The sequence below is a fragment of the Mesorhizobium sp. M0768 genome, assembly GCF_040320195.1.
Classification (GTDB): Bacteria; Pseudomonadota; Alphaproteobacteria; order Rhizobiales; family Rhizobiaceae; genus Mesorhizobium.
The window spans coordinates 1-26,973 of record NZ_JAMYPD010000051.1; the positions used below are offsets into that span (position 1 = coordinate 1).

The window sequence follows — 26,973 nt, forward strand, 5'->3', positions numbered from 1 at the left end:
GTGACGTTCAACCTACGCGACTTCGGCAAGCTGGCCGAGCGCTTCGGTATCATGGTCCTGTCGCCAAGTGAGGCGCTGAGAGGATTGGAGAAAAAGACATGAGGAGAAGCAATTTCGCACTGCGGCTTCAGCTCTCGCTTCTGGATGAGGCGCGCAAGGTGGCGGAGAGCGAAGGCGTGCCGCTCAACCAGTTCATTAATGTGGCAGTCGCTGAGAAGCTTTCGGCGCTGCGCACGGAACGTTACTTTCAGGAACGCGCTGCCCGTGCCGACATCCCCAAGGCGCTGCACATCCTGAAGCGGGCCGGCAAAGGGAAGGCGCCGATCAAGGGCGACGAATTGCCGGAGTAATGTACCCCGAGGGGTAGAGCGGTACGGCTCGTACCGGAGTTTTGCCTGCGTCCAAAGCGGCCGCCGGGCCGAAGACTGCCAGTCAAGGCTGGCGCCTAACGCGCCACAGCGATGCGGCTCTGGCCTTGACGGGCTGACTTCGGTCCGGCGTTCTCTCGACAAGCAGGCAGTTCCCTCGTCGAACATGATTTCCCTATCGGGAAAAGCCTGGACGAACCTTCTCCGACTCTGCTCCCACTTCGGCAAAGATAGGCGAATACCCGAAACCAGAACCGGTACTCCCGTATCCGCCCGTAGCAATACGCCGACACCGCGCACCAGGCGATTGCGGTTGCGGCTGTCTTTCCCCGCAGGGCAGTCGCTGCCTCTGCAGCTTCAGGCACGGTCCGTTTCTGCACGGCGGCATCGCGGTTGAAGGCATCCAACAGATTGGGATCGCTCACCGCCCGATGGTGAGATGCCGCAAGAGGGCTCTGCGCTGGCAATTCCATGGCGGTTGAAGGGTGACGTGAGGCAGACGCTTCACTGCAAGCTGAGGGGCTCTCGGCTGAAGCCGGAAGTTGGGTTGGACGGGATCTTAATATCGCGCCTCCATTTTTCAGCCGCGGAAACAGCAGCCAGCCCGCCGCCTCAGGATCTTAGGACGCTGCTCGCCGTGAAAAGAACTGTTCCGGCATGTTCTGCCGGGCGATGCGCACCAGATCGCTAAGCGCGGAGCGGATTTGCGGCCAGCGGAACTCGGAGCATTCCCCCCAGGCCTTACCCTCGGGCAACACGGCCTCAAGCTTGCCCGCCACGCCGGCGACAGTCGTGGCAGGCGTCGTTGAGAACGCTTCCAGCAGATCCTTCGCCCGGTCGCCAGCCTCGCACTCGGCCTTGAGCGCGGCGGTGTCCGCTCCAAGCGGCCGACATCCTTTGCCCGCAGCTCAAGCGCCGGCAAATCTCCGCCGCCAGCCTCGCGCCGAAAGACTGTGTGAGATATCCGGGCTAGATATGCGCCACATTGATGCGCGCCTGGCTTGGGTGACTCCGAAGGCTGTGACAATCCACTTTGGTCTGCTACGTCGGTCCAGCATAGCTGCAGAAACGACTTCATGTCCAAGTTCACGCAGCTTGCGCGCGAAAGGCGTGATCTCACAGCCTCCATGCCAGCCGCCCGCCACGATAACAACGTTCGCCATCCGTCAACTCCTCGTCAATGCCCTGCCGTGGGGCACGTCAAGCCCTGCCGCCGTGCAATTGCGAAGGCTTTTGCTGTGGATAGGTTCTGACGTTCGACCATTGCCAATACCTGCTCAGGTTCGCAGGCCGTGAAGGTTGAATCCACAAACAGTATTGCGTTACAGCCCGGAGATATCCGGCTTGCCCTGGACGACGAATGTTTCGAGCATCGCCCAGCAATTGTCGCGCAGGTAGGTTTCGGTCCCGGCGAGCCTGTCGCGCCATTTCGTTAGCACCCCATCATGCATCTGGGAGACCAGGGCCTGCTCATAGCCCTGATGAAGGTCCCAGGCTGTTTTGCCACTGCGCCCTGGCGGATGCTGCTTCAGGAAGGCGGGAAAGGACAGGCTCGCGTAGGCCTGTTCCGCCGCCTCGACGAGGTCCTTCACCAGTTCGACCTGGGTCTCGACATCCGCGCGGTTTCCAGGACGACTGACGTGGCCGGCGACCAGCGTCTCGAAGTCGTAGGCAAGAACAGTGCGGTGTGCTTCGACGAAGCCGGGAATATCGACGGCGACGCCGAGATTCTTGTAGGGCATCCAGCCGGGATAAACGACGTCGATGAACATCAGGGTCTTCTGGCGTGGCGCGAAGATGAAGATGTTGTCGATCGAATGGTTGATGCCCTTGTAGGCCAGTTCGAGGCGTTGGTTTCCCTGCTCAAGGGTATAGGTCGTTTCGAAGGTTACAGTTGGAGCCGGGCGCCGCTGGTCCTTCCGCGATGAGAGCAGTTCGGCTGTCCGGGCGTGGGCGACGATCGTAACGTCCTTTGCAAACAGATGCGCGCCGGCGATATGGTCGACATGTTCGTGGCTGTAGACCAGATGCGTCACCGGCTTGTCCGTGACGTCCGCGATAGCCCTAAAGTAGTTTTCCCCAAGGCTGGGTGGCGCATCGCAAGCGATCACCCCGGTCGAAGAGACAAGAAACATCGTGCTGTAGGCACCATCCGTAACCCAATAAAGCCCATCGCCAATCTGCTGGACAAGGTAGCCTTTGCCAGGGTCGACCACAGGTCCCGCACCAGGCGTCGTAGTCGTGCTGCTGGCCGCAAGGGCGGGATGAATGCCGCACCCGCACAACCCGGCCCGGGCGGCTGTCGCACCGGCCACATATTGCAGGAAGTGGCGGCGACCTCGGTCGGCGGCGCCTTTGTTCAGTGTGTTGCGATCCGGCAGATCCTCAGGGTTGGCTATTTCGGACACTCAGCTCCGCTCCTCATCCAGGTTTCGGCATCCATCACGAATTCCTCATAGGGGATCGGCGGGGTCGTTCGTGCTTGCCCGGTCCGATCGGTACCTGGTGACCAGGCCCATCTCACAAGCGCCGATCTGAGATGGTTGATGACCTGATCGCCAGTGCGGTTTCCGTTGTGCCGCGGGTCTTTCAAATGTTCGCAGAGCTCATTTGTCGAAAGGCCGTCCCAGCCCATGCTGAGTGGCGCGAGGCGCCAGTTCTCGTCGGCGCCGGGGACGCCGCTGGCCGCATTGTTCGATTTTCCATGACAGGATGAACATGGCAGGCCCGCCGCACCATGATCCGCGGGTCCACGCGCCACACGAAACAGATGTCGATGCCGGTCGTCGCCCTGGCGCGGATAGTCAGTCAATGTGTGGCAATTCTGGCAACGCGGGCTCGTCATGACGCGGGCGACCGTCGCGAAGGCGTCGGCTGAGGCCGTACTGCCGCCGTTCGTTTGCGACGACAGCGGCTGCACGAGCGCCGAGACGGCGGCAATCGTCACGCCGACGAGCGCTCCCAGCGCAAGCCGATGGCCAGTCATCACGCATCACCCGCAGCACGATGCACCGCGGCGCGGATGCGGGCATAGGTGCCGCAGCGGCACAGATTGGTGATTGCCGCATCGATGTCTTCATCCGTCGGATGCGGCTTGTCGTTGATCAGCGCGGCGGCGGCCATGATCATGCCGGACTGGCAATAACCGCATTGTGGAACCTGCTCTGCGATCCAGGCCTGCTGCAAGGGATGCGAGCGGTTATCCGAAAGTCCCTCGATCGTCGTGACATGTTTGTCCTCAGCTTCACTGAGCGAAAAGGAACAGGAGCGCACGGGCTGGCCATCGACATGCACTGTACAGGCGCCGCAGGCAGCGATGCCGCAACCGAATTTAGTGCCCGTCAGGCCGAGGTGATCGCGCAATGCCCAAAGCAGCGGCATGTCCGGCTCGGCGTCGACCGTGACCGCGCGACCATTGACGGAAAATCGTGTCATTGCGTTGCTCCCGTCAGATCCGCTGGTAGCCGCTGCGCGAAATCGGCAGGGCTCGGATGCGCTCGCCTGTCGCGGCGAACACGGCGTTGCAGAAAGCGGCGTGCGTCGGCACCGGACCAATCTCCCCGACGCCTGTCGGCTTGGCGCCGCTCTCGACGAACCGAGTCGTGATGACAGGCGTCTCGGACACGTGCAGCGGGTCAAACTGATCGAAATTCGTCTGCTCGATCTCGCCGTCTGCGAAGGTTACCTCGGTGCGCAGGCCGGAAAGTCCCCAGACCACGCCGCCCTCGATGTTGGATTTGGCAATGCCTGGGTCGAGGGTCTGGCCGATATCGACGGCGCTCCAGACATGGTGACACTTGATGGTCTTGTCCTTGACGGAGAGTTCGACGACTTGCGCGATATAGCCGCCGAATGCTTTGGCGAGCGCCAGACCGCGGAATCGCCCCGCCGGTAATGCAGCCGGCCAGCCGCACAGCGCGCCGACAGCGTTCAGCACCGCGACCGCGCGGGGATCGGAAGCGGCAAGTCTCAGCCGATACGAAAGCGGGTCGGCATTTGCGCGGTGCGCCAACTCGTCGATGACGCTTTCCAGGACGAAATTGTTCGGTCCGTGGCCAGTTGTGCGCCAGACGGAAACCGAGAGCGGCGTGTCGACGCGATGTTGTTCGACCGCGTAGTTCGCAATGGCGTAAGGCGTCTCGGTCAGGCCCTCGACGGCCATGCCATCGTATGCCGCCGGCGGCATGATCGGCCGCGCCCAGTCGCCCTGTGCCTTGATGACACCGCGCGGGAAAATGTAGAGCATGTGGGACGGCGAGACGACACGATGCGTCATCGCCGCCGGCAACCCGTCATTGCCGAGAGACGCCTTCACTGCATGGACCATTGGCGGGCGGTAGGCGTCGTAGCGGAAATCCTCTTCCCGACTCCAGATGACCTTGACCGGGCGGCCGGCGGCCTTTGCAACCAGGATCGCGATCTTCGCGAAATCCGCGAGCAGCCGCCGCCCAAAGCCGCCGCCCAGCAACGTTCTGTGGATGATGATCTGGTCGTCTGCGAGACCCAGCATCTGCTTGGCGACAGCGTGGGTGATCTCGACGCCCTGTGTCGGGATCCACAACTCGCACCGATCGTCCGTCACATGGGCCGTGCAGTTCATCGGCTCCATCGCCGCGTGCGCCTGCACCGGGATTTCGAAGATAGCCTCCAGCGGGCTGTCGGCAGCCGCCAGAACGGCAGAAGCGTCGCCCGCTTTGACTTTCGTGTCGAACGACGCGGATTTCAGCAGCGCGCTATATTCGGCCCTTTGGCCACTGGTTGAATATCCGGCGAGTGGACCCGGCTTGAATGTAAGCTCTGCGCCATCGAGAGCCCGCTTCGCCGTCCAGTAGTCATTGGCAACGACAGCGAGGCCGGACGGAATTTCGACGACGGCAAGCACACCGCGCTCAGCCTTGATCGCCGTTGGGTCGAAGGCCGCCAGCGATCCCCCTTGCGAAGGAGCGCGGCGGATGGCGGCCACCGCCATGCCGGGCACTTTCACGTCGATGCCGAAAATCGCCGAGCCATCGACCTTCGAGGGTATGTCGACGCGTGGCTGCGGCTTGCCGATCAGTTCCAAGCTGCTTATCGGCCTGAGATGAGGATCCTTTGGGATATCGAGCCTTGCCGCGTCAGCGGCAACCGAACCAAAACTCACCACCCGGTCAGTCGGATCATGATGGATGCGGCCCTGGTCGACGCGAAGGCTCGCAGCGGCAACCCCCAGACGCGTCGCGGCCGCGCCGACGAGCATCTCGCGTGCGGCGGCGCCAACGGTGCGCATGATCGGGAAGAAGGTCGAGATCGATTCGCTGTTGCCGGTGAACATCCATTGATATTGCGGGTGCCGGTATGCGGGATCGAAATCGGCCCATTCAAGCGCGACGCGCGACCAGTCGGCGCCGAGTTCGTCGGCGAGCACCAAAGGAAGGGTGGTTTGGATGCCCTGTCCCATTTCCGACTGGGAGAGCATGATCGTCACCATGTCGTCTGGATCGATGCGCAGCCAGGCATTGATGAATTTGTCGGGGAGTGAAGATGCGGCCCGCGCTTTGACGGTGACCTGCGCCGACAAGAGCAGAGCGCCGGTCGCGACCAGCAATTGCCTTCGATCCAGCGATCCGACCTTGGTCGGTGCGCCCAGTGGACTATCCATCAAGTTCAGCGATCCCTTCTTGCGACCGGCCACTGCCACGACCGAACCTCTCGCCTTCGATCATAGGATGAGTCATTATTCGTTCAACTGAAATCGCTGGATATGTGATATGAACAATTCGGATATCATGGCCGAACAGGATGGCTGGTGCAGCAAGTAGGAGATGCAGTTGACTAGCAAAGCCAACACCGATCAGCAGAAACTGCGCCGGCTCGACTTCACCATGCTGACGATCTTTCGGGATCTCGTTCGATTGCAAAAGACAACGCTTGTTGCGGCTACGCTGGGTGTCAGCCAGTCTGCCGTCAGCCATGCGCTGGCTCGGCTACGGGAACTCTTCGACGATCCCCTGTTCGTCAGGCGCCCGAACGGTCTGGAACCGACACAGCGTGCCTCACAGCTTCTCCCACAAGTCGAAGTCATTCTTCGACTTGCCCAGGATGCACTCAAGGTTCCCACGCACTTCGACCCCGAAACATCCACGCGCTCGTTCCGGCTCGCCGGCAACGACCTTGTCGGCGCCGTGATTGCCCCGCCGCTGATAAGGACGTTGCGTGCCGAGGCACCTGGATGCCGGGTGGCGTTTCAATTCGCTGTCGGAACCGAAAGCCTGAACGCCCTGCGCACCAACGAAATGGAGATGGCGATCGGGCGCGTCTGGGATCTGCCCGACGAGTTCCGGGCCGTGCCAGTCTTCGAAGAAGACTTTGTCGTTGTTGTCAGGAAAGACCATCCGGTCGCTCACCACGCGGCGATGTCGCTCGAAGAATACCTATCGCTCGATCACATCCTCGTCTCATTCAGGGGTGGATTTCATGGGATGGTCGATCAGGCTCTGAAGAAGCGCCGGCTTCGGCGCCGGGTTGTCGCCAGCGTCCCGATGTTCATGACGGCCATGGGCGTTGTGGCGAGCGGCGATCTCTCTTCAACGGTCCCGGCCCGGCTCGCCGCCAAATACGCCGATCAGTTCGGGCTTGCGGTCCTGAAAACGCCACTCGCCATTGATCCGTTTACGTTCAGCCTCGTGCGGCATGCACGATCGACGTCGGACGTTGGCCTGGATTGGTTGTCGGCAAGGATAATCGAGAGCGCCTGCCCGCCCTGACCCAAAAAGGAATAAGAAGAAACCATGGCCTTGTTCGGGATTTGACGCACACCGGACTCTTGGTCACGCTGGACCGATGACAAGGGGCGTGCTGCTGGACCTCGCAGGCGTCAACCATGGTGGTAAGACCGCTATACCAGGCGAGGTCGACGCCGTCGCGCAGTTGCGGCAGTCCGGTTTGGCCGACGCATAGTAAGCAATGCCACGCGCTCTGTTGGTTTGTCTACGCTATTTAGCCGTGCAGTACGAAAACTACAACAACTTGAACATGTTAGTGGCAGCGCAAATCGTACAAAGACCGGCATTGGGAAACAACAGTAAAGGTCGCCTGACAAACTCCTAATCTGTAGGTCACAGGTTCGATTCCTGTGGGATCACCACTCAGTCACAGCAAATATGGCCCAAGCTAAATTAGAGCAAGGCTAGGCGATTCCGTTACCGGCCATCCTGGTCGGTGACCCACGAGCTTTCAAAGCAGCCAACAGCATAGGCCCGACCGAAAACTCCCGGGCCCTCGCCTTCTCAGTCAGCACGCGCAGATACATCGCCGATCACATGGACTTCATGGAGCCGCAGAAAAATGGTTCACTTTTTGTTCTTTTCCGAAAACGCGTGGCGGGATATAGTCTGGCGTGTCCTTTAACTGCTTCCTCAGGGAGGCAGCGCGCAGATGACCGTCCAGCCCATCAATACCATGCTGCAGGGGGACAGGATTCTCAATGAACCGATAATCAGCTGCCCAAGCTGCAAGACGGAAATCAAGCTCAATGAGTCGCTCGCGGCCCCTTTGATTGCCGCCACGCGTGAAGAATACGAAATGCGCCTGGCGCAGAGCAAGGCATCGATGGCTGCCAGAGAAGAGGAGCTCAAGCGCCAGCAGGCCGAGATCGTCGCCGCCAAAGAGGACATCGCCAACCAGGTGGCTGGGCAAATCAAGCTTGAGCGTGCCGGAATCGCGGTCGAGGAAGCCCGCAAGGCAAAATTGCTGCTTTCGGTAGACCTGGAGGACAAGGATAAGAAGCTTGCCGAGCTGGAGGCGACGTTGAAGGCGCGCGACGAAAAGCTCACCGAGGCCCAGCAGCAACAGGCGGAATTCCTGAAAAAGCAGCGTGCGCTTGACGACGAAAGCCGGGAGATGGCGCTGACCATCGAAAGGAAGATCCAGGAGGGGCTGGACGCCGTTCGCGTCAAGGCGAGGTCGGAAGCGGAAGACGGGCTCAAAATGAAGGTCGCGGAAAAGGAAGAACAGATCGCAGGCATGCAGCGTCAGATTGAGGAGCTGAAGCGCCGTGCGGAACAGGGTTCCCAGCAGCTGCAGGGTGAAGTTCTGGAGCTTCAGCTGGAAGCCCTCATTGCCGGCCGGTTCCCGATGGACGTCATTGAACCGGTTGCCAAGGGTGAGTTCGGCGGAGATGTCCTGCACCGCGTCGTCGGACCGGCCGGCCAGCCATGCGGCGCCATTTTGTGGGAATCGAAACGCACCAAGAACTGGAGCCAGGGTTGGTTGGGGAAGCTCAGGGCTGATCAGCGGGCCGCAAAGGCGGACATTGCGCTTATGATCTCGGAAGCTCTGCCTGCCGGTGTGGAAACCTTCGATCTTCTGGACGGGGTCTATGTCGCCCATCCCAAATGCGCGATGCCGATCGCAATCATGCTGCGACAATCACTCATCGAGCTGGCGAACTCCCGCCTCGCCCAGGACGGCCAAGCCACCAAAATGGAGCAGGTCTATGGCTATCTGATCGGTCCGCGGTTCCGCCATCGCGTCGAGGCCATCGTCGAAAAGTTCTCTGATATGCAGGAGGACCTGGCCAAGGAACGCAAGGCCACAACACGCCTGTGGGCCAAGCGGGAGGCTCAAATACAAGGCGTAATCGAGTCGACCGCGGGGATGTACGGCGACTTGCAAGGCATCGCTGGAAAGGTGATGCAAGAAATTGACGCCTTGGAGGTCCTGGCCATTGAAACATCTCCGCCCGGTGCCGAATAGGCAATCGGTATGCAGCTCAACAGGAAAACGATTGGCAATCTGGAGCGGCTTCCCCAGACATACCCATCGGACTCCTCGGCTAGGGTAAGCAAAAGAAGCCCGCCCACCCGAGGCAATCGTCGTGCCTAGCCGACGGCCTCTTATCTAAGGTCTTGACTCGTTAATCGCCATATGGCTATATAGTTATATGGCAATATATGGACCCACCGGCGACCGTCTGAGCAAGGCATTCTCGGCCCTCTCCGATCCCACGCGACGCGCGATCCTGGCCCGCCTTGCGACGGGCGAAGCCACGGTGTCGGAACTGCTGGCACCATTCGAACTCAGTCAACCCACGATCTCCAAGCATCTCAAGGTGCTGGAGGATGCGGGTTTCATCCAACGCGGACGTGATGCGCAGCGGCGACCGCGCAAGCTGGTGACAACGGCTCTCAAGGATATTGCCGAGTGGGTAGAGCCGTTTCGCAGCCAATGGGAAGACAGGCTCGACAATCTGGATCGCCACCTCGAAAAAATGGGCAAAAAGGAGAAGTAGCATGCTGGCAGGGATCGCGAACACCGACCTGATACTCGACCGGGACAAGCACACGATCATTCTGACGCGCGTGCTTGCTGCGCCCTGTGAACAGGTCTTCGAGGCATGGACGCAGCCGGAGCATGTGGCATGCTGGTGGGATCCATCAGGCGAACCGCTCGCACAATGCGAGATCGACCTGCGTCCGGGAGGGGCCTTCAGGTTCGTCAACCGGCATCCCCCTGGCGCCAACCAGTTCGCTGGCGTCTATCGCGAGATCGCACCGCCGCGTCATCTCGTCTTCGAAGCAATGGGGGCGATCGGGCGTGTCATTCTCGACGAGACTGGCGGCAAGACGTTTCTGACGGTGAGGATCGAGTGCGGCTCGGCGGAACGGTTGGAGCAATATCTGAAAATGGGCATCGACACCGGAACGGCCAAGACATTGGACAACCTTGCCGCACATATTGGCGCGATGGCACAACGGACATCCAGCTCTCCGTCAACTGCTCCGAGCAGCGGCGAGTAACATTAGATGCAACAATCAATCTGGACAGCGGCAGATGCGGCTCTGGTGGCGTATGCCATCACCTGCGTCGTTCTATGCCTTAATCTTCTGATGCTCTGGGCTTCCAGCGGGGCGATCCGCGCGAAGGGTGGCGTGGCAATCAATCCGGAGGATGGGGCTCGCTATGGTGTACCCGTGTCAGAAATTGACCCGCCAACTGTCGCGCGGCTCCTGCGCGCACACCGCAATGCCGAGGCCACGATCTATCCATTTCTGCTGCTGGGCCTGCTCTTTGTTTTCACGGGAGGAAAGGCAGCAATTGCAATTCCCATTTTCGCAATTTTTGTAGTCGCCAGGATCGTACATTCGATAGTCTATCTGAAGGCCATGCAGCCTTGGCGCACGATCGCTTTTGCAGTCTCCCTGCTCGCAATCGTTGTCCTGATGGGCGCCGTAGTCCACGATTTGCTCTTTGCCTGAGGTAGAACCGTATATCAGTACCGAAAGCTCCAATCCTGTCGTTCACGGACGTCGTCGCCAGTGGCAGCGGCCCGTAGTAGCCGCTCTCCGTCTCCAGCGGCCGGATGTCAGGCCCCGGCCAGGCGAACCGGTTACTTTCCGTCAAAACGATCCACGACCGCTCACCGTCAAGCCGCAAACGCAGCTTGACCGCAGCCGGAATCTCGATGGCATCATCGGGAGCGGACGGCGGCGTATGGGTGATCGGCAGGACCCGGACGACCGGCGAGCCGTCCTCCTGCATGGCGACCAGCGCGAGCACCAGGCAGGGCCGGTCCTTGTCGCCTTCCTCGCGGCCTTCGCGATGTTGCCAATGCCAGAGGTAGGAGTAACGGAAGACGTGGCCGACCTTGATTCAGCCGGTGGCATTTTGTTGCCGTCAGGCCTTTTGCCCCGAGGGGTTTCGACCCGAGGGTTTTGACCCAGAGAGCTCGTCGTTGAGATGGTCGAGATCGGGCTCCATTTCAGAGGCTTCGACCGCGGCGATCTCGTCCGAGGCGAGTTCCGCTCTCAGATCGACCCGCCGGTCGCGCTTCGACAGCCGGACAAAATCCTCATAGGCCAGCAGCACCGTGCGAGGGCGACCGTTTTTGGTGATTACCGGGTCGCGGACCGCGGCATCCTGATAGGGCGCCAAAATTTTTCGAGACGGCGGCGGCGGTGACGGTTGTGGTCATCGGCGAGACTCTTTTATTCCGGAATATACGGGCTTTCCGGGCTTCCGCAAATGTCGGACGCCCGCCAAATGGAAAACGAGGCAGTGACAGGGCAGCTTCCAAAGGCCCCCGTCCGTTCGCCTGAGTTCGTTCTGCGAGTGCGCCGCCGATATTGTCCAAGACGCAACGCCCAGAACACCTCCACTTGCTGTAGGCAGCCGCAACTGGAAATGATGCCGGACGTTGCTGTGACGAACAGGAATAATGCTGTCTGTGGCGGCAAGGCTGGTTGAGGAAAGCCCCGACCGTTATGAGCCAATGACCGAAGAGCATCCCGCGGCACTAGCGCAATACGTCCCGCGGCAGCTCTCGACTACCGAAAGACTGACGAGGACGTCTGTTTGGGGTCGAACTTGCCTATTGGCCGCTTGCCGCAGAGTGGGCATTCGCGGACCGCCACAATGCTATAGTCAATGCTATGGATCGACTCCAGCACCTGGTGCCCGCGCACGGCGGCCGTGATGATTTTGTCGGGATCGTCGGTCCAGATGAAGGGCTATGACTGCAGCCTTGTGGTCGATGACGAAACGATTGATGGCGGAAACCAACCTGCCCTCAACACAGGACTGGTGATAGCCGGCGCAGCGCCTGTCGTGCTGCCGCCATCGGTGCTCTTCGTTTTCTGAAGCGCTTCTTCGTGGACTCGATCGTAAGAGCATCGTCAGGGCGACCTGCGGTTTTCCACTATTATGATCGGCTCGTGCCCGAATTTTCTATCAACGTCGCCGCGACTCGAGTATTAGGTTCCGCTTATGGAGCGTCGACACGCCATCCGAAGGATCAGGGACGGGCTTTGGGAAGTCTATGACATAGACAATGAAAAGGTTGTCTTCGTGGACAGCGTGGCTCTGACCGATTTGCGGGACGAAGAGGCACTCGATGCATTGGAGTTGCTAATGGGTGGATTTCTTGTTGCGAGCAGGTTTCCAAGGCTCGCTTGATGGTTTCTCCAGGGACATGTTCGCGCGCACGTCAGGCGAAGGCGCCTCAAGCCTCTCATTGTGGGTTCCATCAGAACCGCAGGGCACGAGCTTCCAGCGCCAGTTGCCCTGCGGCGGGACGTTGGGGTGGCACCAAGCAGGCAGGAAGGACATCGCCACTACGCACCGATTTACGCGGCAAATCTTGGCTCGGGAACTCCCGTTACGCCGAGGCCGGTGATGGCAAAAAGGCTGCCGCGTAAAACTCCGTCGCCCGGAAAGCGCGGCAGCGGCGGCTTGGCCATCGAAGTGACGTACAGGGTGTCGAGCCTCGGCCCGCCGAACATGACGCTGGTGATCTTCTTGACGGGCATGTCGATGATGCGATCAACGCTGCCGTCGGGCGCGTAGCGGACCAGCCTGCCATCATAGACCAGCGCGTTCCACAGGAATCCTTCCGCATCGACAGTTGAGCCGTCAGCCGCTCCTCCCCGGCTGGTATCGACACGCGTGAAAGTGCGCCGGTTGGTGGCGGCACCGGTTGCGATGTCGTAGTCGTAGGCCCAGATCTCGCCGGTCCAGGTGTCGGCGAAATAGAAGGTGCGGTCGTCCGGGCTCCAGCACGGACCGTTCGAGCAGATGATGCCGGAATCTATTCTGGTAACGGAGAAATCCGGATCGAGCCGGTAGAGTCCGCCGGAGGGTCCTTCTTCCATCGTGTCCATTGAGCCGGCGAAGAAGCGGCCGCGCCGGTCGACCTTGCCGTCATTGAGCCGGTTCATCGGCCTGTCCGGCTCCGGATCGTGAATCGGCGTCACCTCGCCGGTGGCGAAATCAAGCAGATGGAAACCGCGCTGCAGCGATACCACCGCGCCACCTCCGTCCTTGCGCAATGCCATCGAACCGATCTTCATCGGCACGTCCCAGCAACGGATCTCGCTCCCGTCGGCGGTTGCCCGAAACACACGCCCGTCGAAACTGTCGATCCAGTAGAGGCGCTCCTGTTCAACGTCCCACAGCGGTCCCTCGCCCAGCGTGGTCTTCACGTCCACCACGACTTCGATCTTCATGCCGTCCTCCTCTGTTCGAACCTTGCAGAAACCGGTCAGAACGCGACCTGGTCGCCGCCCTTCAATGACAGGATTTCGCGGGCCTCGTCGGGCGTTGCCACCTCCATGCCGAGGCCTTCGACGATCTTGCGGGCGAGCACCACCTGCTCGGCATTCGACTTGGCAAGCCTGCCCCTACCGGCCCAAAGACTGTCTTCGAGCCCAACGCGAATGTTGCCGCCAAGCGCTGCCGATTGTGCCGCGATGCGCAACTGGCTGGCGCCCGCACCCAGCACCGACCAGCGGAACTGTTCGCCGAACAGGCGATCGGCGGTGCGCTTCATATGGGCGACGTCTTCCGGGTGCGTGCCGATGCCGCCGAGCAGGCCGAACACCGACTGCACGAAGAACGGCGGCTTCACCAGCCCGCGATCGGCGAAATGGGAGAGGTTATAGAGATGGGCGATGTCGTAGCACTCGAACTCGAAGCGCGTCCCATTGTCGTAGCAGGTTGCCAGTATGTATTCGATGTCCTTGAACGAGTTGCGGAAGACCAGATCACGCGTCGCTTCCAGATGCGGCTTTTCCCAATCGAACTTGAACGTCTCGTATTTGTCGGCGAGGTGATAGAGCCCGAAATTGATCGAGCCCATGTTGAGCGAGGCGACCTCCGGCTTGAATTGGGCGGCGGGGCGCACACGCTCCTCCACCTTCATGTAAGGACTGCCGCCGGTGGTGATGTTGATGGCGGCATTGGTGCCTTGCTTGACGCGCGGCAGGAAACGCGCGAACGCCTCTGGCGTCTGGTCGGGCTTGCCGGTCTCGGGGTCGCGGGCATGCAGATGCAGGATCGCCGCACCCGCCTCCGCCGCCGCGATCGCCTCGCGCGCGATCTGGTCCGGCGTGATCGGTAGATAAGGCGACATAGTCGGCGTGTGGATCGCCCCCGTCACCGCGCAGGTGATGATGACCTTGCCGCTGGGTTGCTGGGCGCCGGGCTTGCGGCTTGTTTGCGTCATTGTCCAAACTCCTGATCCGACTTTTTCTTGTGCGCCGCCAGCGCCATCAGCCGGCGGTCGCGCCAGACCTGCCGTTCGCCGAGTTCTTCCCGCGGCAGGTGCTTGCGGCGCTCGGCCTCGATCGTCTCCATGACCTCGCCGGCCCAGTCGACGCGGCGCAGCATCTGCGGGAAGATGTTGGAATAGATCGCCTGATAGCGCTCGACATAGTCGCGCACACCACCCGGTGCATTGAGGTCGATCGTCTCGAACGGACCCATGAACGACCAGCGCAGCGCCAGCCCGTCGCGCAGGCCAGTGTCGACGTCCTCGACGCTGGCATAGCCGTCCGCGACGAGCCGAAACGCCTCCTCCAACAGCGCGCCTTGCAAGCGGTTCATGATGAAGCCGTCGAGCTCGCGCTTCATCACCAGTGGCGCATGGCCCGCCTCGACAAGAAACGCGCGGGTCCTTTCCACCGTTTCGGCGGAGGTCCATGGCGCCGGCACCACCTCCGCTGCCGGGATGAGATAGGGCGGATTGATCGGGTGCACGACGAGGCAGCGATGGCGCCCCTCAAGATGATCGGTGAATCTCGACGGCAACAGCGCCGAGGTGGAACTGGCGATCACCGCCTGCGGACCGGAAAGTGCGTCGATGCGGGAGAACACGTCACGCTTCACCTCGAGGTTTTCCGGCGTGTTCTCCTGGACGTGGACGGCATCGGCCAGGGCCTCGCCAAGCTCCTCCACAATGGTGATGCGGCCAAGCACGGTATCGACCGCCTGTCCCCGCAGCAGATCGTTGGCGGCAAGGTCGCCGAGCACCCCAGCGATATAGTCGCGCGCACTGCTTGCCGCGGCCGGCGCCTGGTCCCACATGCGCACATCATGGCCGGCACGAGCGAAGCTGATCGCCCACGCTCGCCCGATGAAGCCGCTTCCGACAATTGCTACCTTCGCCATGATCTCCCCCTCAGAGTGTCTCGACGTTGCCGTCGACGCCGAGCGACTGGCCGGAAATGTTGATGCCCGCATCGGAAAGCAGGAAGGCCACCATCGCCGCGACATCGTATGGACTGGTCATGCGGCGCAGCGAGATGTTCTGCAGATAGCGTTGTGTCATCTCCTCGTTTGAAACGCCGAGCTGCTTTGCCCGGTCGGCAATGACCTTGTCGATGCGCGGCCCTTCGATGATGCCGGGCAAGATGGCATTGACCCTGATCCCATGCGGTCCGAGTTCCTTGGCAAGGCTCTGGGTCAGGCCGACAACGCCGAACTTGGCAGCCGAGTACGGCGTGCGGAACGCATAGCCATGGCGGCCGGCGGCCGAAGACATCGAGACGATCGAGCCGCCGCCCGCCGCCTTGATCAGCGGCACGGCACGGCGCGCGCACAGGAACTGGCCGGTCAGGCAGATATCTATGCAGCGCCGCCAGTCTGCCGGATCGATCTCATCGACCCCGCCGGTCGGCCCGGCAATGCCGGCATTGTTGATCAGGGCGTCGAGCCCGCCGAGCTTCTCCTTTATGGTCTCGAACAGCCGGTCGACATCGTCGTCGCGTGAAACGTCCGCTTTGACTGCGCCGGCGAGTGTGAGCCTCTCTGAAGCGGCGGCCAGCGCCTCGTCGGAAATGTCGCAGATCACGACACGTGCGCCGAGCCGCGACAATGTCTCTGCAATGGCAAAGCCGATGCCGCCGGCGCCCGCCGTGACCAGCACGCGTTGGCCTTTGATCCCGGTCAGGAATTCGTCCGCCGATGCCGGTGCGCTGGAGCTCATTATTCCATTCCTTTCATTGAATCCGCCTTTCGCGCAGCGCCATGACGGCAGCGAGCACCACCAGCCCGAACAGGATCGCCCGCGTCGCGTAAGGCAGCGTCGTGCCGGCGAGCAGCATCTGCAACGCCGTCAAAAGCAGCACGCCCCCCAGCATGCCGAGATAGTGGCCGCGCCCGCCGGTGATCAGCGCACCGCCGACGACGACTACGGCGATCGAGGGCAGCAGATAATCGTCGCCCATGCCGAGGCTGGCCTGGCCGGAAAAGCCGGTCAGCATGATGCCGACGAGCCCCGCGCAGACCGCCGACAGCACATAGACGAGGATGAGCGTGCGCCCGACCGCGATGCCGGAGAGCTGGGCCGCGCGCAGGCTGTTGCCGATGCCATAAACCCGGCGGCCGAAAGGGGTGCGGCCAAGCAGCAGCACAGCAAACGCGACGAAGGTGATCATGAACAGCACCACCGGCGTCACAACGAATACCTTCCCGGTCATGAACCAGCGCAGCATCGGCGAGGAGAAGCCGGCCGGCGTACCCTGCGAGTAAAGCAGCGCGACGCCTTGCAGAATGCCGTTGGTGGCCAGCGTCATCACGATCGGCGAAATGCCGAGGAAGACGATGCCGATGCCGTTGGCAAGACCGATCAGGCAAGCTGTCAGCAGCACCGCCGGCAGCGCATAGGCAAGTGCACCATCCGAGCCGTTGACCATGCCGGCAAGCAGGATGCCCGAGAGACCGATCGTCCACGGCACCGACAGGTCGAGCCCGCCGGTGAGGATTACGCTGCCTTGCCCAAGCGCCAGGACGGCGAGGAAGCTCGACAGCACGAAAAGCGAGTTCCAGTAGGTGACGTTGACGATGGCGCGTCCGAGCCAGATCTGGGTGACGATCACGACGACGGCCACGCAGACATAGGCCGGCAGCGCATAACGCAGCGTCTCGGCATTGCGTATATGGAAGGCCGGCTGCGGCGCCTGCTGATCGTCGGTGCTGCCATGCGCGATCCTCAGCCGCCGGTCGGTGCGATCGATCTGGGAGGGCAGCATTCCGGCGCGCCATGCGGCCAACCGCGCCCGCAGCGCACGCAGTTGGCGGGCGAGCACGGAGCCATGCGACAGCGAGCCGGCAAGCACGGCAAGGATCAGGATCGTGCCCTCGGCGATCGTCGAATAATAGGCCGAGACGTTGAGTACGAGCAGGATGTTGACGACCATCATCAGGATGTAGGCGCCGAAGACGGTGCCAACCGGCCCGCCTTGACCGCCGCCCAGCCTTGTACCGCCGACGACGACCGCCGCGAACATTGACAGCAACAACGGGTTACCGACGAGCGGATCGCCGCTGCCCGTCTGTGCGCTGATGAAGACGCCGGCGAGCCCGTAGCAGCCGCCGGCTATGACATAGACTAGGAAGCGCACGAGAACGACGCGCACGCCGACCGAAGCGGCCGCGTCCGGATCGCTGCCGACGGCATAAAGCGCCGTCCCGAAGCGTGTGCCTTTGAGCCAGAACCAAGCGAGCAGGACGACGCCGATGACCACCAGCGGCATCGGTATCCAGCCGGCGATAGCATCACCGAGATAGAAGGCGCCAAGATCGGACGAGACGAAGCCGCCCGGCTTGTCCATGACCAGCAGCGTTACCCCCTGCAGGATGAACATGGTCGACAGCGTGACGACGATAGGCTGCATGCGCAGGACGGCAATGAAGAAGCCGTTAAAGGCGCCGACCAGCATGCCGACACCAATTCCGGCCAAGGTCCACAGCGCGACACTGGTGCCGGTCGCCATCGGATCCATACCTTTTGCGAGGACGACATTGACCAGCGAGATCACCGCGCCGGCGGACAGGTCGAAACCGCCGGACAGGATGACCACCGTCTGGCCGATCGCCGCCAGTGCCGAGGTGGCGCCGCCGCTGGAGAGAAACGAAATGTCGAAATAGGTGAGCCGCCCGGCACTGACCAGATCGACGACAAGCAGGAGCACCGCAAAGACGATCGCCGCGATGATCGCGCCGCTGTGCCGCGCGAGAAGCCGCGTCAATGTCGCGGCCGGTGCCGCCGCGGGCAAACTCGTCACGCTCATTCCGCCGCCTCCCGGACCAACTCGCCTTGCCCCAGCGCCGGTCGCATGATCGCGCCTTCCGTGATGTGGCTGCCGGCAAGCTCCGCCACCAGGCGACCGTCATAGAGGACGAGCACTCGGTCGCATTGATGGACCAGCTCGGGAATTTCGGTTGAATGCAGAAGGATCGAGCCGCCGGCCGCCACATAGTCGCGCATCATCACATAGAGCTCGTGCTTGGTGCCGACGTCGATGCCGCGGGTTGGGTCGAAGAGCAGCAGGATGCGGCTCTCGGCGACCAGCCATTTGGCGATGGCGATCTTCTGCTGGTTACCGCCCGAAAACGCCCCCGCCCTCGTCCACATGGCGCGGTGGTCGACCTCGACCGCCGAGAAGGCGGACTGGACGGCCTGCGCCTCCTCGTGCCTGCTGATCAGGCCAAATCGGGTAAAACGCGCGACGACCGGCAGCGATACGTTTTGCCGGCCCGAGAGCTTCAGGAACAGACCTTCGGTCTTGCGGTCCTCCGGCACCAGCCCGATCGCCATGTTGGGCTTGAGCGCATCGGCGGGCGAGCCGAGCCACACTTCGCGCCCGTCGACCAGGATATGGCCGCGCTCGATCTCGGCCATGCCGAAGCAGGCGAGGAACAGGTCGAGTTGGCCCATGCCCTGAAGCCCGGCAATGCCGAGAATCTCGCCCTTGTGCAGGTCGAAACCGACGCCGTCGAGCTTCATGCCGGCCTTGAGATCGCGTACGCCGAGCACCGGCGGACCGAAGACCGCCTCGCTTTCGGGTTTCGGCGGAAAGGTCTGGGCGATGCTGCGACCGATGATCTTTTCGATCACTTCTCCATCCGGGACGTCGGCCACCGGCGCCGTCACGATGTGACGGCCGTTTCTGAGAATGGTCAGCGTGTCGCAGAAGGCCCGCACCTCTCGCATGCGGTGGGTGATGAACACGACCGTCGTGCCGGCGGCCTTAAGTCGCGCGATGATGCCGCCCAGCCATTCGACATCGCCGCCCGACAGCGTCGAGGTCGGTTCGTCGAGCAGGAGGATGCGCGGCTTGCGATAGAGCGCGCGCGCGATTTCGATCTTCTGGCGGACGGCGAGATCGAGGGTCGCGACCTCGGCATCAAGATCGACCGAAAAGCCGAGATCTGAAATGTGCTGGCGCACCGCCCTGCGCGCGCTCGCCCGCCTGATCAGGCCGCTCGGGCCGACAGGCGCGTAGGGCAGCAGCATGTTGTCGAGAACCCTGAGATCGCGCACCAGCGTCATTTCCTGGAAGGCTGTCTGCACGCCTTTGGCGTGCGCGGCGCGCGGCGAACCGAGTGGCGCCGGTTCACCAAGAACGGTGATTTGCCCTTCGTCGGGCCGCACCAGTCCCGACAGCAGCTTGACGAGCGTCGACTTGCCGGCACCGTTTTCGCCTAGCAGCGCGTGCACGCTGCCCGAAACGATCTCAAAGGAGACGCCATCGAGGGCGACCGTCGCGCCAAACGCCTTGCGGACGCCCTCTATGCCGACAGCTGTCGATTGCGCTGACATCATGCTTCCAGTCCCGGCCTGCACGGGGTGCGTGGGAGTGCCTCCAAAGCACCCCACGCCCCATTCGGAGAGCCTTACTCCTCGGGCTGGCCGACAAGGGCGGCCGCGAGACCGATTTCAGGTGTCTGGTCGGAGAAGATCGAGGCGAACCAGCCGGGGTTGGAGACCAGCGACGGTTTGAAGGCGTTACAGCCAGCCTTCATCTCCGCCCAGGTGCCTTCGTCACAAAGCTTTATCGTGTCGTTGGTGACGACCGGCAGTGGCAGGATCGTCTTCTTGGCAACCTCCTTGCCGTCAAGCGCCTCGACTGCAAGCTTGAGGGCAAGCGCGCCGGAATAGGGCGGCGATGCATAGGAGATCCGGGGCGCGCCGAGCGGCGCATAGGGAGAGGCTGCGCCCTCGACCTCCGTGCCCTCCGGCAGCATCTGGATGCGCCCGCCATTGGAGCCCTCGCCGGCGCAAGGAAGTAATTCGCTGCTCTTCTTGCCGGCCTCGAGCTGCATGGAATTGGCGGTGAAGCAGCCGACCTGCATCCACAGCCCATTTATGTCGTCCCAGCTGCGCGTCGCCAATATCTTGGAAAGTTCGGTACGGGCCACCGCCTGGCTCCACATACCGACAGCCTCGCCCACGATCTTGATGTCGGGATGCTTGGCAAACACCTCCTTTGCGGCCTTGGTGCGCAGATCGTCGACCGAGGTGCCGGGAACGCCGGTCACTGCGATGATGTTGCCCTTGCCATTGAGCTTCTTGACCAGCCACTCCGCCGTCACGCGGCCAGCCTCTTCCTGATCGATATGGACGTTGTAGGCGCAGGGCTCTGTGATCTCGGCATCATAGGCAAACACCTTTACCCCCTTGTCGCAGGCGTTCTTCACCACCTGGTTGAGCGCTGTCGGCGAGATCGGGAAGATCACGATGGCTTCGGCACCTGCCTGCACCATCGCGTTGATCTGCTGGATCTGGCGCTGTGCGTTCGGCCCGGCCACCTGAACCTGGAGGTCGACCTTCTCGGCCATGCTCTTGTGCGACGCCATCGCCTTGACCATGTTGGCGGCCTCGGCCTGCCAATCATTGCCGATGAAGCTCATGCTGAGAAATATTTTGTGCTTTCCGGCCGCCTCGGCCGCCGACATCCCAAAGGCGCAAACAGCCATGCCGGCAAGCAGCGCGAGCCGCCGGGCTTTCGATCCGATACCCATTCGAAACTCCTCCCAATTCAGACGACCAAATGCCTCCCAAGGGCACGAAACGTGCTCCTTGTCATTCGATGCAGCTGACCGTATCATGATTTGATCAAAGATCAATGATGAAATGCTAGTGGGTAAAAGCCGGATACGCCGGCGCTTGACGCGGCAATCCGAACCTTGCATTCCGGGCACAGGCGCCGGGTAGGACAAGAGCGTCGCCGTTTGGGGAAAGGTAGGCACAGATGGCTGGGGCGGCATTCAGGAAGCCGGGCGTCGAGATTACGCCGCTGTCTAGGGAAACCCTGCAGGACAGGGTTTACCGGCACGTCACCGAGTTGATCCTCGACGGCAGTATCGTTCCAGGTGAAATGGTGACGGTGCAGAGCCTCGCCGACGCTTTCGGCGTCAGCCCGATGCCGGTTCGCGAGGCCCTGCGGCGTCTGAGCGCCGCCAACGCATTGATGGTGGTTTCGGGCCGTTCGATCGGGATACCGGCATTAAGCCGCGCGCGACTCATCGATCTCAGGAACGTGAGGTTTGAGATCGAGGCGATCGCCGCCGCATGGGCGGCCGAGCGAATGGACGATCCCAGCGTGGCGCTGCTGAGCCAGCATCTGGACGCACTCGAACAGGCCAATGCCGCCGGCGACGTCAAATCCTACCTCAGGGCCAACTACGCCTTTCATTTCTCCATCTATCGAGCCGCGGGTTCGGAAAACATGCTCAACATCATCGAGAACCTGTGGCTGCAGATCAGTCCCTATTTCAACATGCTGCACGATTCTGGAAACTATTCGACCGCCAACCAGCACCATCAGCAGATGTTTGCAGCGCTGCGAGACCGCAACGCGGAAGCTGTCCGGGCCGCGGTTCGCGCTGACATCGACGCGGCTTTCACAGTGCTGATCAAACTGCTGAAGTAACATTCAGGTCGCCATAAGCGACATGCCGCCTCCATTGCTGATCAGACTTCCAGTTCTTTTTCCGCCCACTCCGCGAACTTTTCCAACTTGTCGAGCAAGCTCTCGGCTTCGGTTAGTGATTTTGGCCTGATTCCGTATTGAGCTTCGTCCTTCTCATGGAGAATGCTCCGCAACCGGCTGGCCTGCGCTGCAGGAAGGCGATTTCTAAGCGCATCGCGCATGGTTTTCACCACGGCCGCATGATCCGCGCGGTTGATCGTTCCTGCAAATCGGGCAGTGAGCGCATCGGCGTATGCTATTGCCGCATTCACGATCTGCGACATAGCCGGATTGCCGATGTCACCCGTTTCAGACATTGCACCTCCAAACGGGCAGCCTTCAAATATGAGCGGGCGATGCGCAATCGCTCCTCGCCAAAGCCTGTCTCGACTGCTTTCGTCGCGCCTCTTCTGGTCATGCCAACGCCTTCTGGCGAGTTTTTGTTGCGAGTTCGTCCGGGCGTGGACCCAAGACGAGCAGGGCATTTGCTTCGACGCCGCCCCACCAAGGGTCTCCCGTGCTCGACAGTCTCGCCACATCCTGCGGAGTGAGTCCCACCACCGAGGGATTGAAGCCAAGCTCTTCACCGTGGGTCACCAGTGCCTCACGGATCTCTTGGAGCGCGCTTTCTAGCTTTTCGGATGGCGTAACCACTGCGATGTCGAGATCGCTGTCTGGACGGTCCTCGCCCCTCGCCACGCTGCCGTAAATCCAGGCCGCGAGTACGTTCGGCCGAACTGCGGAGACCGCCTCAGTGACTACAGCGCGAATGTTGGAATACCTAAGCGCCTCCTGCTCAAAGAGGGCTTCCAGTGATGTCGCCAGTGGATGGCGATCATTCAACCGATAAAGACGAGCCCTGCCCGTTCCCTCTGAAGATACGATGCCAATCCCCTCCAAGGTTGCGAGAGCAGACCACACGCTTGCCCTCGCAAGCCCGCTACGAGCCGCAAGCAATGGTGAAGAAAGCAAGCCGCCGTGCCGGGATAATTCCCGGAGCAATCTCACGCTTGCGTCGGTGCCGAGCATAATGGTGAGTGGATAGCGCAAAGCGCTTTGAGCGGTCGAGCGTGCCATGGCGCAAGTTCCTTCTGCTCTGGAGCCATAGCACGCCGACTGCCGGATATCAAATCTGATGTTTGGTTTTCTAAACAGATGTCCTGTTATCTGAGCTTGGCGGCTGCTGCGCCGCTATCTCGAATGTATCCGAAAGATGTTGATCGCCACGTTCATCCAGTCCATCGTAGGAGCAAGAGCAAGATGCCGCTCTATCTTATCCATTTCATTATCTTCTTTCTGCTTCAGTCCGTCCAATGCCCGGTCGGCGGCGAACGGCGAGCTTCTCCTCCCGATAGAGCCGGAACAGCTTCTTGCGGTTCACACCAGGCCCTCCCGCCTCAGCATCACGAGAAGACGCCGGTAGCCGAACCGGCGACGCTCCTGCGCGATCGCCTTCATCCGCTCGCGAAGCTCGCGGTCGTCCGGCCTGCTGGTCTCGTAGCGAACCGTCATGCGGCAACAGCCGATGGCTTTACACGCCCGCCGTTCGCTCATCCCGAAGCCTTCCTTCAGGCGAGCGACAGCTTTCCGCTTGGCCGCGGGCGTCACCATTTCTTTCCCACAAGATCCTTCAACGCGGCATTGTCGAGCATGGCGTCGGCCAGAAGCCGCTTCAGCCGCGTGTTCTCGTCCTCCAGACCCTTCAGTCGCCGAGCCTCGGAGACATCCATCCCGCCGAAGCGGGCCTTCCAGTTGTAAATCGAGGCGTCGCTGACCCCGTGTTTGCGGCACAGATCGGCAACCGATACCCCGGCCTCATGTTCCTTCAAAATTCCGATGATCTGCTCTTCAGAGAAGCGGCTACGTTTCATGTCCTGGTCCTCTCGATGGGCCAGAACGAACTTCAAACCGGATTAGATAAGAGGGGCAAGGTCACGCTCCCAATCAGATTGCCTGGGCTCACCGCTGCTCCTGGCGCAACCGCGACCTCCAAAATGATCGCCAACAATGTCTGCGTTCAGGCAGTGGCAACAGTGCCTTCAATGGCTGACATGAGGCGCGAGGCGGACCTGCCCGATGTTTCATGCGCCGAATGCCCGAGATGCGAGCGCAGCCATTAACCATCGATTAACTATTCGGTCGCCTTTAATTCAATTTTGCAGCATACTGATTTGGGTAGCGTGGCTGCTCAAGGAGATTGGAACAAGAGAGGGTAATTCTCCTGTTCGCGCACCAGACTTTCACTCACGACATTCGAAATTGAAAAAGAAGCGACGGAACACCGTCGTGTCATGGGGAGGCGCCGCATCATGTTTGATGAGGAGCGCCAGAATGAAGATCGAAGACGCAGTTACCGCAGTGACGTCAGAAGCGAGCGCGCTCATGTCTTGCCTCGGCCAGCCCGTTGTCGCCTACCACGTCACGGAAATCATGAGAGAGACAGACCTGGCACACGCCCGCGAGATGCAGCTCGCGCTGGTGCGACGAACCATCGAGGCTCTTGTCGATGACGGCCTGGAAGGTGTCGCCGCCGAACATTTTGCATCCGAGTTCGATGGCAGCATCGGCTTGACCTGGAGACTTCTGCACGCATCCGACGGCGTGGCGCATTGATCAAGACCAGAGCGGTCTTGGTCAAGCTCTGGGAGGTGCGCCGGGCGAAGTCAATGAGGTCGTTGGGTGTCTGGAAAACGCGAACGATACGGACCCTTTCTTCGCCGGAAATAATTGCGACTTGGGTGCCGTCGGAACTGAAAGCTGCGCGTGTAAGGCCCGGTCGGACGGTCACTTCGTCTGGCTGGCAAGGGCAGAGCCAATATCGTTCCATGGACCCCGGATGCGATCGCCTTCACGAGGACGCCCCAGGAAGTCTATCTCAACCGACAAGGCCGGCGTCAGCAAGGGCGGCTTCTACCCGAACGGGATGAACGAAGCGCTCAAAAGCACCTGACGTTTGCGATGGAGGAAAGGTGGATTGAATGCAGAGTGATTGGCCGCACAGCGGATTCCAAAGCCGAGAAAGATTCGGGGATCGACCTACGAATTACCTGGCGATGGGGTCCATCGAGTGCCAGTGTCGAGCGGCTACCAAGCAGCATCTTCGCCTGAGCTGGCATTGCGGCATCTCGCCTCAACGGGTGTCGCCATAGCTATTCCACCTCAGCCAGGGGCGCTACGGCCGGTCCGTTCAAAGCCGTGCCATCGACGGCAAAATGCGAGCCGTGGCAGGGGCAGTCCCAGCAGCGTTCCAACGAGTTCCAATGGACATGGCAACCGACATGGGTGCATGCGGCCGATCGCTTGTAGAGCGTGCCGTCCTCATCGCGAAAGGCCGCGACTTTGGTAAGCCCCTGGCGGACGATAGCGCCCTGTCCGGGCCGCAGCTTATCGGCGGCATCAATTTCACCAGGCGCGACATACTCGGCAAAACTCCTGATCGCTGTCGCATTCTCCGCCAAGTAATCGCCGATCGCGCGTGCCGTCTTGCGAGAGGGTTCGTAAAGTTCCCGCCAGGGGCTTTCCCCCTTCAGGATCAGGTCGGAAATCAATTGGCCGGCCACAACCCCATGGGTGATGCCCTGACCGGAATCGCCGGTAGCAACGAAGACGTGCCCGTTGCCGGGATTACGGCCGATGAACCCGGCGTAATCGACGGTCTCCATTACCTGCCCGGACCATCGATTGGCTTCCGCGCCGATATCGGCCACCAACCCTTTGGTCCAGGCCGCCAGGGCAGCGAAGCGGTCGTCGGCGTCGTCGGCCTGCCCTGTCTTGTGATCCTCACCACCGACGATCAGAAAGTCGGTCTTGCCTTCGCCAGGCTGCAGACGGACGTAGTGATAGGGGTCCAGCGTGTCCCAATAGAGTGCATCCGGCAAAATGTCGCGCGCGATCTCGAATGCCATCGCGTAGGTCCGATACGGCGCCTGTTTGGTGTGTAGCGCCACCCGATCGTTGATCGGCGAGTTGGTGGCGACAACGGCCGATTTGGCAGACACGGCAAAGCCTGAGACCGTGGTTACGCGCACGCCGCCGTCAGTCTCCTCGACTTTGTCGACGATGGTATCCGCATAAAGCGCGCCGCCGCGCGCGCGGATGCCGGCAGCCAGCCCGCGGAGATATTTGAGCGGGTGGAATGTCGCCTGATTGGAATAACGAAGGACGGGCGCGTCCGAAAACCCAGCAAGCGGCACGCCCACGATTTTCTCGACGTCGACTCCGATCTTCAGAGCGGCGTCCAGTTCGCGCTCGATGACGGATTCCTTCCTGCCCGACGCCGGAAACAGAAAGCCTTCGAGGCGGCGGAAATCACACGGCATGCCCTCCGCCTCCTGAATCGATCGGATACGGTCGATAGCGGCCGACTGGCTTTGGTAGTAGATCCGCGCCAGTTCCTCGCCACGCAATTTGATCAGTTCCGAAAAGTAGTCGTCGCAGATCGATGACAGATGCGCGGTGGTGCGGGCCGTCATGCCGCTTCCGATCCGGCCGCGATCGAGCACTGCCACGTTTTGCCCGGCGATGGCCAGTTCGTACGCGACCGACAGTCCGGCAATGCCAGATCCGACGACCACGACATCGACCTGTTCACTCCGCTCGAGCGGAACTGCATCAGGCGCTACTTCGGTTGTCGCCCAAAGGGATACAGTCCTTTCGTCGCTGACATTCATGGCGGAACTTTCCGGACGCGATAGCCGGTAAACGGCCGCGACGGTTCAAAGTTCCTCGATGGCTTTTTGAATGCCTGCAGGCTATCTGCGCCTCAACTTGGCGTTTTCCTTCTGGGTCATGTGGTCGGCGGTGACGTTGCCCCCAGTTTCTATCCAGTTTTGAGTTCGTTTCCGGCGTGGGTTGTGCCCTGCTGGGCGGGTGAAGCGACGGGCGCTGGCGCGGAGCCTTTGGCATCGCGCAGCGCGAGCGACCGTCGCAGATTGAAGGTGGTGGCGAACTCGGCCGGTGTCTGCCAGGCGATTTGGGAATGCGGCCGGGCGGTGTTGTACAACACGACGAGAGAACGCCCACGGGACCGAGGAACGCAAGTTTCTTTATCCATGGCATCCCTGGGCCGGGCGTTGTGTTCACGTTCATGAGGTGAT

The 26,973-nt window shown here is 61.4% G+C and carries 24 protein-coding genes and 5 pseudogenes; 10 read left to right on the forward strand and 19 right to left on the reverse strand.

Translation table 11 applies throughout. The features are described from left to right. Positions 1 to 98: 98 nt before the first annotated feature. Complete coding sequence (locus tag NKI08_RS32185; RefSeq protein WP_352775204.1) at positions 99 to 350, forward strand: toxin-antitoxin system HicB family antitoxin; 252 nt, start codon at positions 99 to 101, stop codon at positions 348 to 350. Between the two features lie 95 nt (positions 351 to 445). Here the strand turns inward: NKI08_RS32185 and NKI08_RS34800 are convergent, their stop codons facing one another. From NKI08_RS34800 to NKI08_RS32205, 5 genes are all read right to left on the reverse strand, one after another. Next, a complete protein-coding gene (locus NKI08_RS34800) occupies positions 446 to 841 on the reverse strand; it encodes a Y4oE-related protein (RefSeq protein WP_502895762.1) in 396 nt (131 codons plus the stop codon). Positions 842 to 1,690: 849 nt separating this feature from the next. Continuing rightward, entirely contained in the window at positions 1,691 to 2,776 is a 1,086-nt protein-coding gene (locus NKI08_RS32190) for an MBL fold metallo-hydrolase (RefSeq protein WP_352775206.1), read from the reverse strand. After that, positions 2,764 to 3,354 (reverse strand): hypothetical protein, encoded by a 591-nt coding sequence (locus NKI08_RS32195; protein WP_352775208.1) that lies wholly within the window; start codon positions 3,352 to 3,354, stop codon positions 2,764 to 2,766. The genes NKI08_RS32190 and NKI08_RS32195 overlap by 13 nt, the downstream gene beginning before the upstream one ends. Then, a complete protein-coding gene (locus NKI08_RS32200) occupies positions 3,354 to 3,803 on the reverse strand; it encodes a (2Fe-2S)-binding protein (protein ID WP_352775210.1) in 450 nt (149 codons plus the stop codon). Before NKI08_RS32200 ends, NKI08_RS32195 begins: the two co-directional genes overlap by 1 nt. Before the next feature lie 13 nt (positions 3,804 to 3,816). Next, complete coding sequence (locus NKI08_RS32205; RefSeq protein ID WP_352775213.1) at positions 3,817 to 6,006, reverse strand: xanthine dehydrogenase family protein molybdopterin-binding subunit; 2,190 nt, start codon at positions 6,004 to 6,006, stop codon at positions 3,817 to 3,819. Positions 6,007 to 6,229: 223 nt separating this feature from the next. Here NKI08_RS32205 and NKI08_RS32210 point away from each other — a divergent pair, with 223 nt between their 5' ends. The 5 genes from NKI08_RS32210 to NKI08_RS32230 all read left to right on the forward strand — a co-directional run bounded on the left by NKI08_RS32210 (position 6,230) and on the right by NKI08_RS32230 (position 10,603). Next, on the forward strand, positions 6,230 to 7,111 hold the full coding sequence (locus NKI08_RS32210; RefSeq protein ID WP_352775216.1) for a LysR family transcriptional regulator: 882 nt from the start codon (positions 6,230 to 6,232) through the stop codon (positions 7,109 to 7,111). Positions 7,112 to 7,781: 670 nt separating this feature from the next. Then, positions 7,782 to 9,101: a DUF2130 domain-containing protein gene (locus NKI08_RS32215; protein WP_352775218.1), complete on the forward strand. Its 1,320-nt coding sequence runs from the start codon at positions 7,782 to 7,784 to the stop codon at positions 9,099 to 9,101. Between the two features lie 187 nt (positions 9,102 to 9,288). Beyond that, positions 9,289 to 9,636 carry an ArsR/SmtB family transcription factor gene (locus NKI08_RS32220; protein WP_352775221.1) on the forward strand — a complete coding sequence of 116 codons (348 nt, stop codon included), beginning with the start codon at positions 9,289 to 9,291 and terminating at the stop codon, positions 9,634 to 9,636. 1 nt (position 9,637) lies between these two features. Next, a complete protein-coding gene (locus tag NKI08_RS32225) occupies positions 9,638 to 10,144 on the forward strand; it encodes an SRPBCC family protein (protein WP_352473189.1) in 507 nt (168 codons plus the stop codon). 6 nt (positions 10,145 to 10,150) lie between these two features. Then, positions 10,151 to 10,603 carry an MAPEG family protein gene (locus NKI08_RS32230; RefSeq protein ID WP_352473188.1) on the forward strand — a complete coding sequence of 151 codons (453 nt, stop codon included), beginning with the start codon at positions 10,151 to 10,153 and terminating at the stop codon, positions 10,601 to 10,603. A 55-nt stretch (positions 10,604 to 10,658) separates the two neighbouring features. Here NKI08_RS32230 and NKI08_RS32235 read toward each other — a convergent pair. Beyond that, a pseudogene (locus tag NKI08_RS32235) lies at positions 10,659 to 10,997 on the reverse strand (plasmid maintenance toxin (PemK-like)); the annotation flags it as partial. A gap of 24 nt (positions 10,998 to 11,021) precedes the next feature. Continuing rightward, positions 11,022 to 11,319, reverse strand: a pseudogene (locus NKI08_RS32240) (type II toxin-antitoxin system Phd/YefM family antitoxin). 527 nt (positions 11,320 to 11,846) lie between these two features. Between NKI08_RS32240 and NKI08_RS32245 the strand changes: the two are divergent. Then, positions 11,847 to 11,984 carry a hypothetical protein gene (locus NKI08_RS32245; protein WP_352775253.1) on the forward strand — a complete coding sequence of 46 codons (138 nt, stop codon included), beginning with the start codon at positions 11,847 to 11,849 and terminating at the stop codon, positions 11,982 to 11,984. Positions 11,985 to 12,469: 485 nt separating this feature from the next. Here NKI08_RS32245 and NKI08_RS32250 read toward each other — a convergent pair whose 3' ends face one another. From NKI08_RS32250 to NKI08_RS32280, 7 genes are all read right to left on the reverse strand, one after another. Then, on the reverse strand, positions 12,470 to 13,348 hold the full coding sequence (locus NKI08_RS32250) for an SMP-30/gluconolactonase/LRE family protein (protein WP_352542530.1): 879 nt from the start codon (positions 13,346 to 13,348) through the stop codon (positions 12,470 to 12,472). Positions 13,349 to 13,383: 35 nt separating this feature from the next. Then, complete coding sequence (kce, locus tag NKI08_RS32255; RefSeq protein ID WP_352775225.1) at positions 13,384 to 14,346, reverse strand: 3,5-dioxohexanoate:acetyl-CoA acetone transferase; 963 nt, start codon at positions 14,344 to 14,346, stop codon at positions 13,384 to 13,386. Further along, entirely contained in the window at positions 14,343 to 15,290 is a 948-nt protein-coding gene (locus tag NKI08_RS32260; protein WP_352775228.1) for a 3-hydroxyacyl-CoA dehydrogenase, read from the reverse strand. The genes kce and NKI08_RS32260 overlap by 4 nt, the downstream gene beginning before the upstream one ends. A gap of 10 nt (positions 15,291 to 15,300) precedes the next feature. Then, a complete protein-coding gene (locus NKI08_RS32265) occupies positions 15,301 to 16,107 on the reverse strand; it encodes an SDR family oxidoreductase (protein ID WP_352775231.1) in 807 nt (268 codons plus the stop codon). A gap of 13 nt (positions 16,108 to 16,120) precedes the next feature. Beyond that, on the reverse strand, positions 16,121 to 18,193 hold the full coding sequence (locus tag NKI08_RS32270) for an ABC transporter permease (RefSeq protein WP_352775234.1): 2,073 nt from the start codon (positions 18,191 to 18,193) through the stop codon (positions 16,121 to 16,123). Then, positions 18,190 to 19,728: a sugar ABC transporter ATP-binding protein gene (locus NKI08_RS32275; RefSeq protein ID WP_352775236.1), complete on the reverse strand. Its 1,539-nt coding sequence runs from the start codon at positions 19,726 to 19,728 to the stop codon at positions 18,190 to 18,192. The genes NKI08_RS32270 and NKI08_RS32275 overlap by 4 nt, the downstream gene beginning before the upstream one ends. A gap of 71 nt (positions 19,729 to 19,799) precedes the next feature. Next, on the reverse strand, positions 19,800 to 20,927 hold the full coding sequence (locus tag NKI08_RS32280) for a sugar ABC transporter substrate-binding protein (RefSeq protein ID WP_352775239.1): 1,128 nt from the start codon (positions 20,925 to 20,927) through the stop codon (positions 19,800 to 19,802). Between the two features lie 230 nt (positions 20,928 to 21,157). Between NKI08_RS32280 and NKI08_RS32285 the strand changes: the two genes are divergently transcribed. Continuing rightward, positions 21,158 to 21,838 carry a GntR family transcriptional regulator gene (locus NKI08_RS32285; RefSeq protein WP_352775242.1) on the forward strand — a complete coding sequence of 227 codons (681 nt, stop codon included), beginning with the start codon at positions 21,158 to 21,160 and terminating at the stop codon, positions 21,836 to 21,838. A 41-nt stretch (positions 21,839 to 21,879) separates the two neighbouring features. Here the strand turns inward: NKI08_RS32285 and NKI08_RS32290 are convergent, their stop codons facing one another. The 3 genes and pseudogenes from NKI08_RS32290 to NKI08_RS32300 form a co-directional block, all read right to left on the reverse strand. Further along, positions 21,880 to 22,194 carry a hypothetical protein gene (locus NKI08_RS32290; RefSeq protein WP_352775245.1) on the reverse strand — a complete coding sequence of 105 codons (315 nt, stop codon included), beginning with the start codon at positions 22,192 to 22,194 and terminating at the stop codon, positions 21,880 to 21,882. A 97-nt stretch (positions 22,195 to 22,291) separates the two neighbouring features. After that, entirely contained in the window at positions 22,292 to 22,954 is a 663-nt protein-coding gene (locus NKI08_RS32295; RefSeq protein ID WP_352775248.1) for a nucleotidyltransferase domain-containing protein, read from the reverse strand. Positions 22,955 to 23,168: 214 nt separating this feature from the next. Continuing rightward, a pseudogene (locus NKI08_RS32300) lies at positions 23,169 to 23,748 on the reverse strand (transposase); the annotation flags it as partial. A 460-nt stretch (positions 23,749 to 24,208) separates the two neighbouring features. Here NKI08_RS32300 and NKI08_RS32305 point away from each other — a divergent pair. Together NKI08_RS32305 and NKI08_RS32310 are read left to right on the forward strand one after the other, a co-directional pair. After that, positions 24,209 to 24,490 carry a hypothetical protein gene (locus tag NKI08_RS32305; RefSeq protein WP_352473173.1) on the forward strand — a complete coding sequence of 94 codons (282 nt, stop codon included), beginning with the start codon at positions 24,209 to 24,211 and terminating at the stop codon, positions 24,488 to 24,490. Positions 24,491 to 24,682: 192 nt separating this feature from the next. Continuing rightward, positions 24,683 to 24,827, forward strand: a pseudogene (locus tag NKI08_RS32310) (ferritin-like domain-containing protein); the annotation flags it as partial. A 199-nt stretch (positions 24,828 to 25,026) separates the two neighbouring features. On the opposite strand, the gene NKI08_RS32315 reads toward NKI08_RS32310, so the two are convergent. Beyond that, a complete protein-coding gene (locus tag NKI08_RS32315; protein ID WP_352775251.1) occupies positions 25,027 to 26,547 on the reverse strand; it encodes an FAD-dependent oxidoreductase in 1,521 nt (506 codons plus the stop codon). Between the two features lie 149 nt (positions 26,548 to 26,696). Continuing rightward, positions 26,697 to 26,973, reverse strand: a pseudogene (locus tag NKI08_RS32320) (IS3 family transposase); the annotation flags it as partial.

Bases quoted from the DNA above. Each gene is read 5' to 3' on its own strand.
- NKI08_RS32185 (WP_352775204.1), top strand. From the start codon at position 99: ATGAGGAGAAGCAATTTCGCACTGCGGCTTCAGCTCTCGCTTCTGGAT.
- NKI08_RS34800 (WP_502895762.1), bottom strand. From the start codon at position 841: ATGGAATTGCCAGCGCAGAGCCCTCTTGCGGCATCTCACCATCGGGCG.
- NKI08_RS32195 (WP_352775208.1), bottom strand. From the start codon at position 3,354: ATGACTGGCCATCGGCTTGCGCTGGGAGCGCTCGTCGGCGTGACGATT.
- NKI08_RS32200 (WP_352775210.1), bottom strand. From the start codon at position 3,803: ATGACACGATTTTCCGTCAATGGTCGCGCGGTCACGGTCGACGCCGAG.
- NKI08_RS32205 (WP_352775213.1), bottom strand. From the start codon at position 6,006: ATGGATAGTCCACTGGGCGCACCGACCAAGGTCGGATCGCTGGATCGA.
- NKI08_RS32210 (WP_352775216.1), top strand. From the start codon at position 6,230: ATGCTGACGATCTTTCGGGATCTCGTTCGATTGCAAAAGACAACGCTT.
- NKI08_RS32215 (WP_352775218.1), top strand. From the start codon at position 7,782: ATGACCGTCCAGCCCATCAATACCATGCTGCAGGGGGACAGGATTCTC.
- NKI08_RS32220 (WP_352775221.1), top strand. From the start codon at position 9,289: ATGGCAATATATGGACCCACCGGCGACCGTCTGAGCAAGGCATTCTCG.
- NKI08_RS32225 (WP_352473189.1), top strand. From the start codon at position 9,638: ATGCTGGCAGGGATCGCGAACACCGACCTGATACTCGACCGGGACAAG.
- NKI08_RS32230 (WP_352473188.1), top strand. From the start codon at position 10,151: ATGCAACAATCAATCTGGACAGCGGCAGATGCGGCTCTGGTGGCGTAT.
- NKI08_RS32245 (WP_352775253.1), top strand. From the start codon at position 11,847: ATGAAGGGCTATGACTGCAGCCTTGTGGTCGATGACGAAACGATTGAT.
- NKI08_RS32250 (WP_352542530.1), bottom strand. From the start codon at position 13,348: ATGAAGATCGAAGTCGTGGTGGACGTGAAGACCACGCTGGGCGAGGGA.
- kce (WP_352775225.1), bottom strand. From the start codon at position 14,346: ATGACGCAAACAAGCCGCAAGCCCGGCGCCCAGCAACCCAGCGGCAAG.
- NKI08_RS32260 (WP_352775228.1), bottom strand. From the start codon at position 15,290: ATGGCGAAGGTAGCAATTGTCGGAAGCGGCTTCATCGGGCGAGCGTGG.
- NKI08_RS32265 (WP_352775231.1), bottom strand. From the start codon at position 16,107: ATGAGCTCCAGCGCACCGGCATCGGCGGACGAATTCCTGACCGGGATC.
- NKI08_RS32270 (WP_352775234.1), bottom strand. From the start codon at position 18,193: ATGAGCGTGACGAGTTTGCCCGCGGCGGCACCGGCCGCGACATTGACG.
- NKI08_RS32275 (WP_352775236.1), bottom strand. From the start codon at position 19,728: ATGATGTCAGCGCAATCGACAGCTGTCGGCATAGAGGGCGTCCGCAAG.
- NKI08_RS32280 (WP_352775239.1), bottom strand. From the start codon at position 20,927: ATGGGTATCGGATCGAAAGCCCGGCGGCTCGCGCTGCTTGCCGGCATG.
- NKI08_RS32285 (WP_352775242.1), top strand. From the start codon at position 21,158: ATGGCTGGGGCGGCATTCAGGAAGCCGGGCGTCGAGATTACGCCGCTG.
- NKI08_RS32290 (WP_352775245.1), bottom strand. From the start codon at position 22,194: ATGTCTGAAACGGGTGACATCGGCAATCCGGCTATGTCGCAGATCGTG.
- NKI08_RS32295 (WP_352775248.1), bottom strand. From the start codon at position 22,954: ATGGCACGCTCGACCGCTCAAAGCGCTTTGCGCTATCCACTCACCATT.
- NKI08_RS32305 (WP_352473173.1), top strand. From the start codon at position 24,209: ATGAAGATCGAAGACGCAGTTACCGCAGTGACGTCAGAAGCGAGCGCG.
- NKI08_RS32315 (WP_352775251.1), bottom strand. From the start codon at position 26,547: ATGAATGTCAGCGACGAAAGGACTGTATCCCTTTGGGCGACAACCGAA.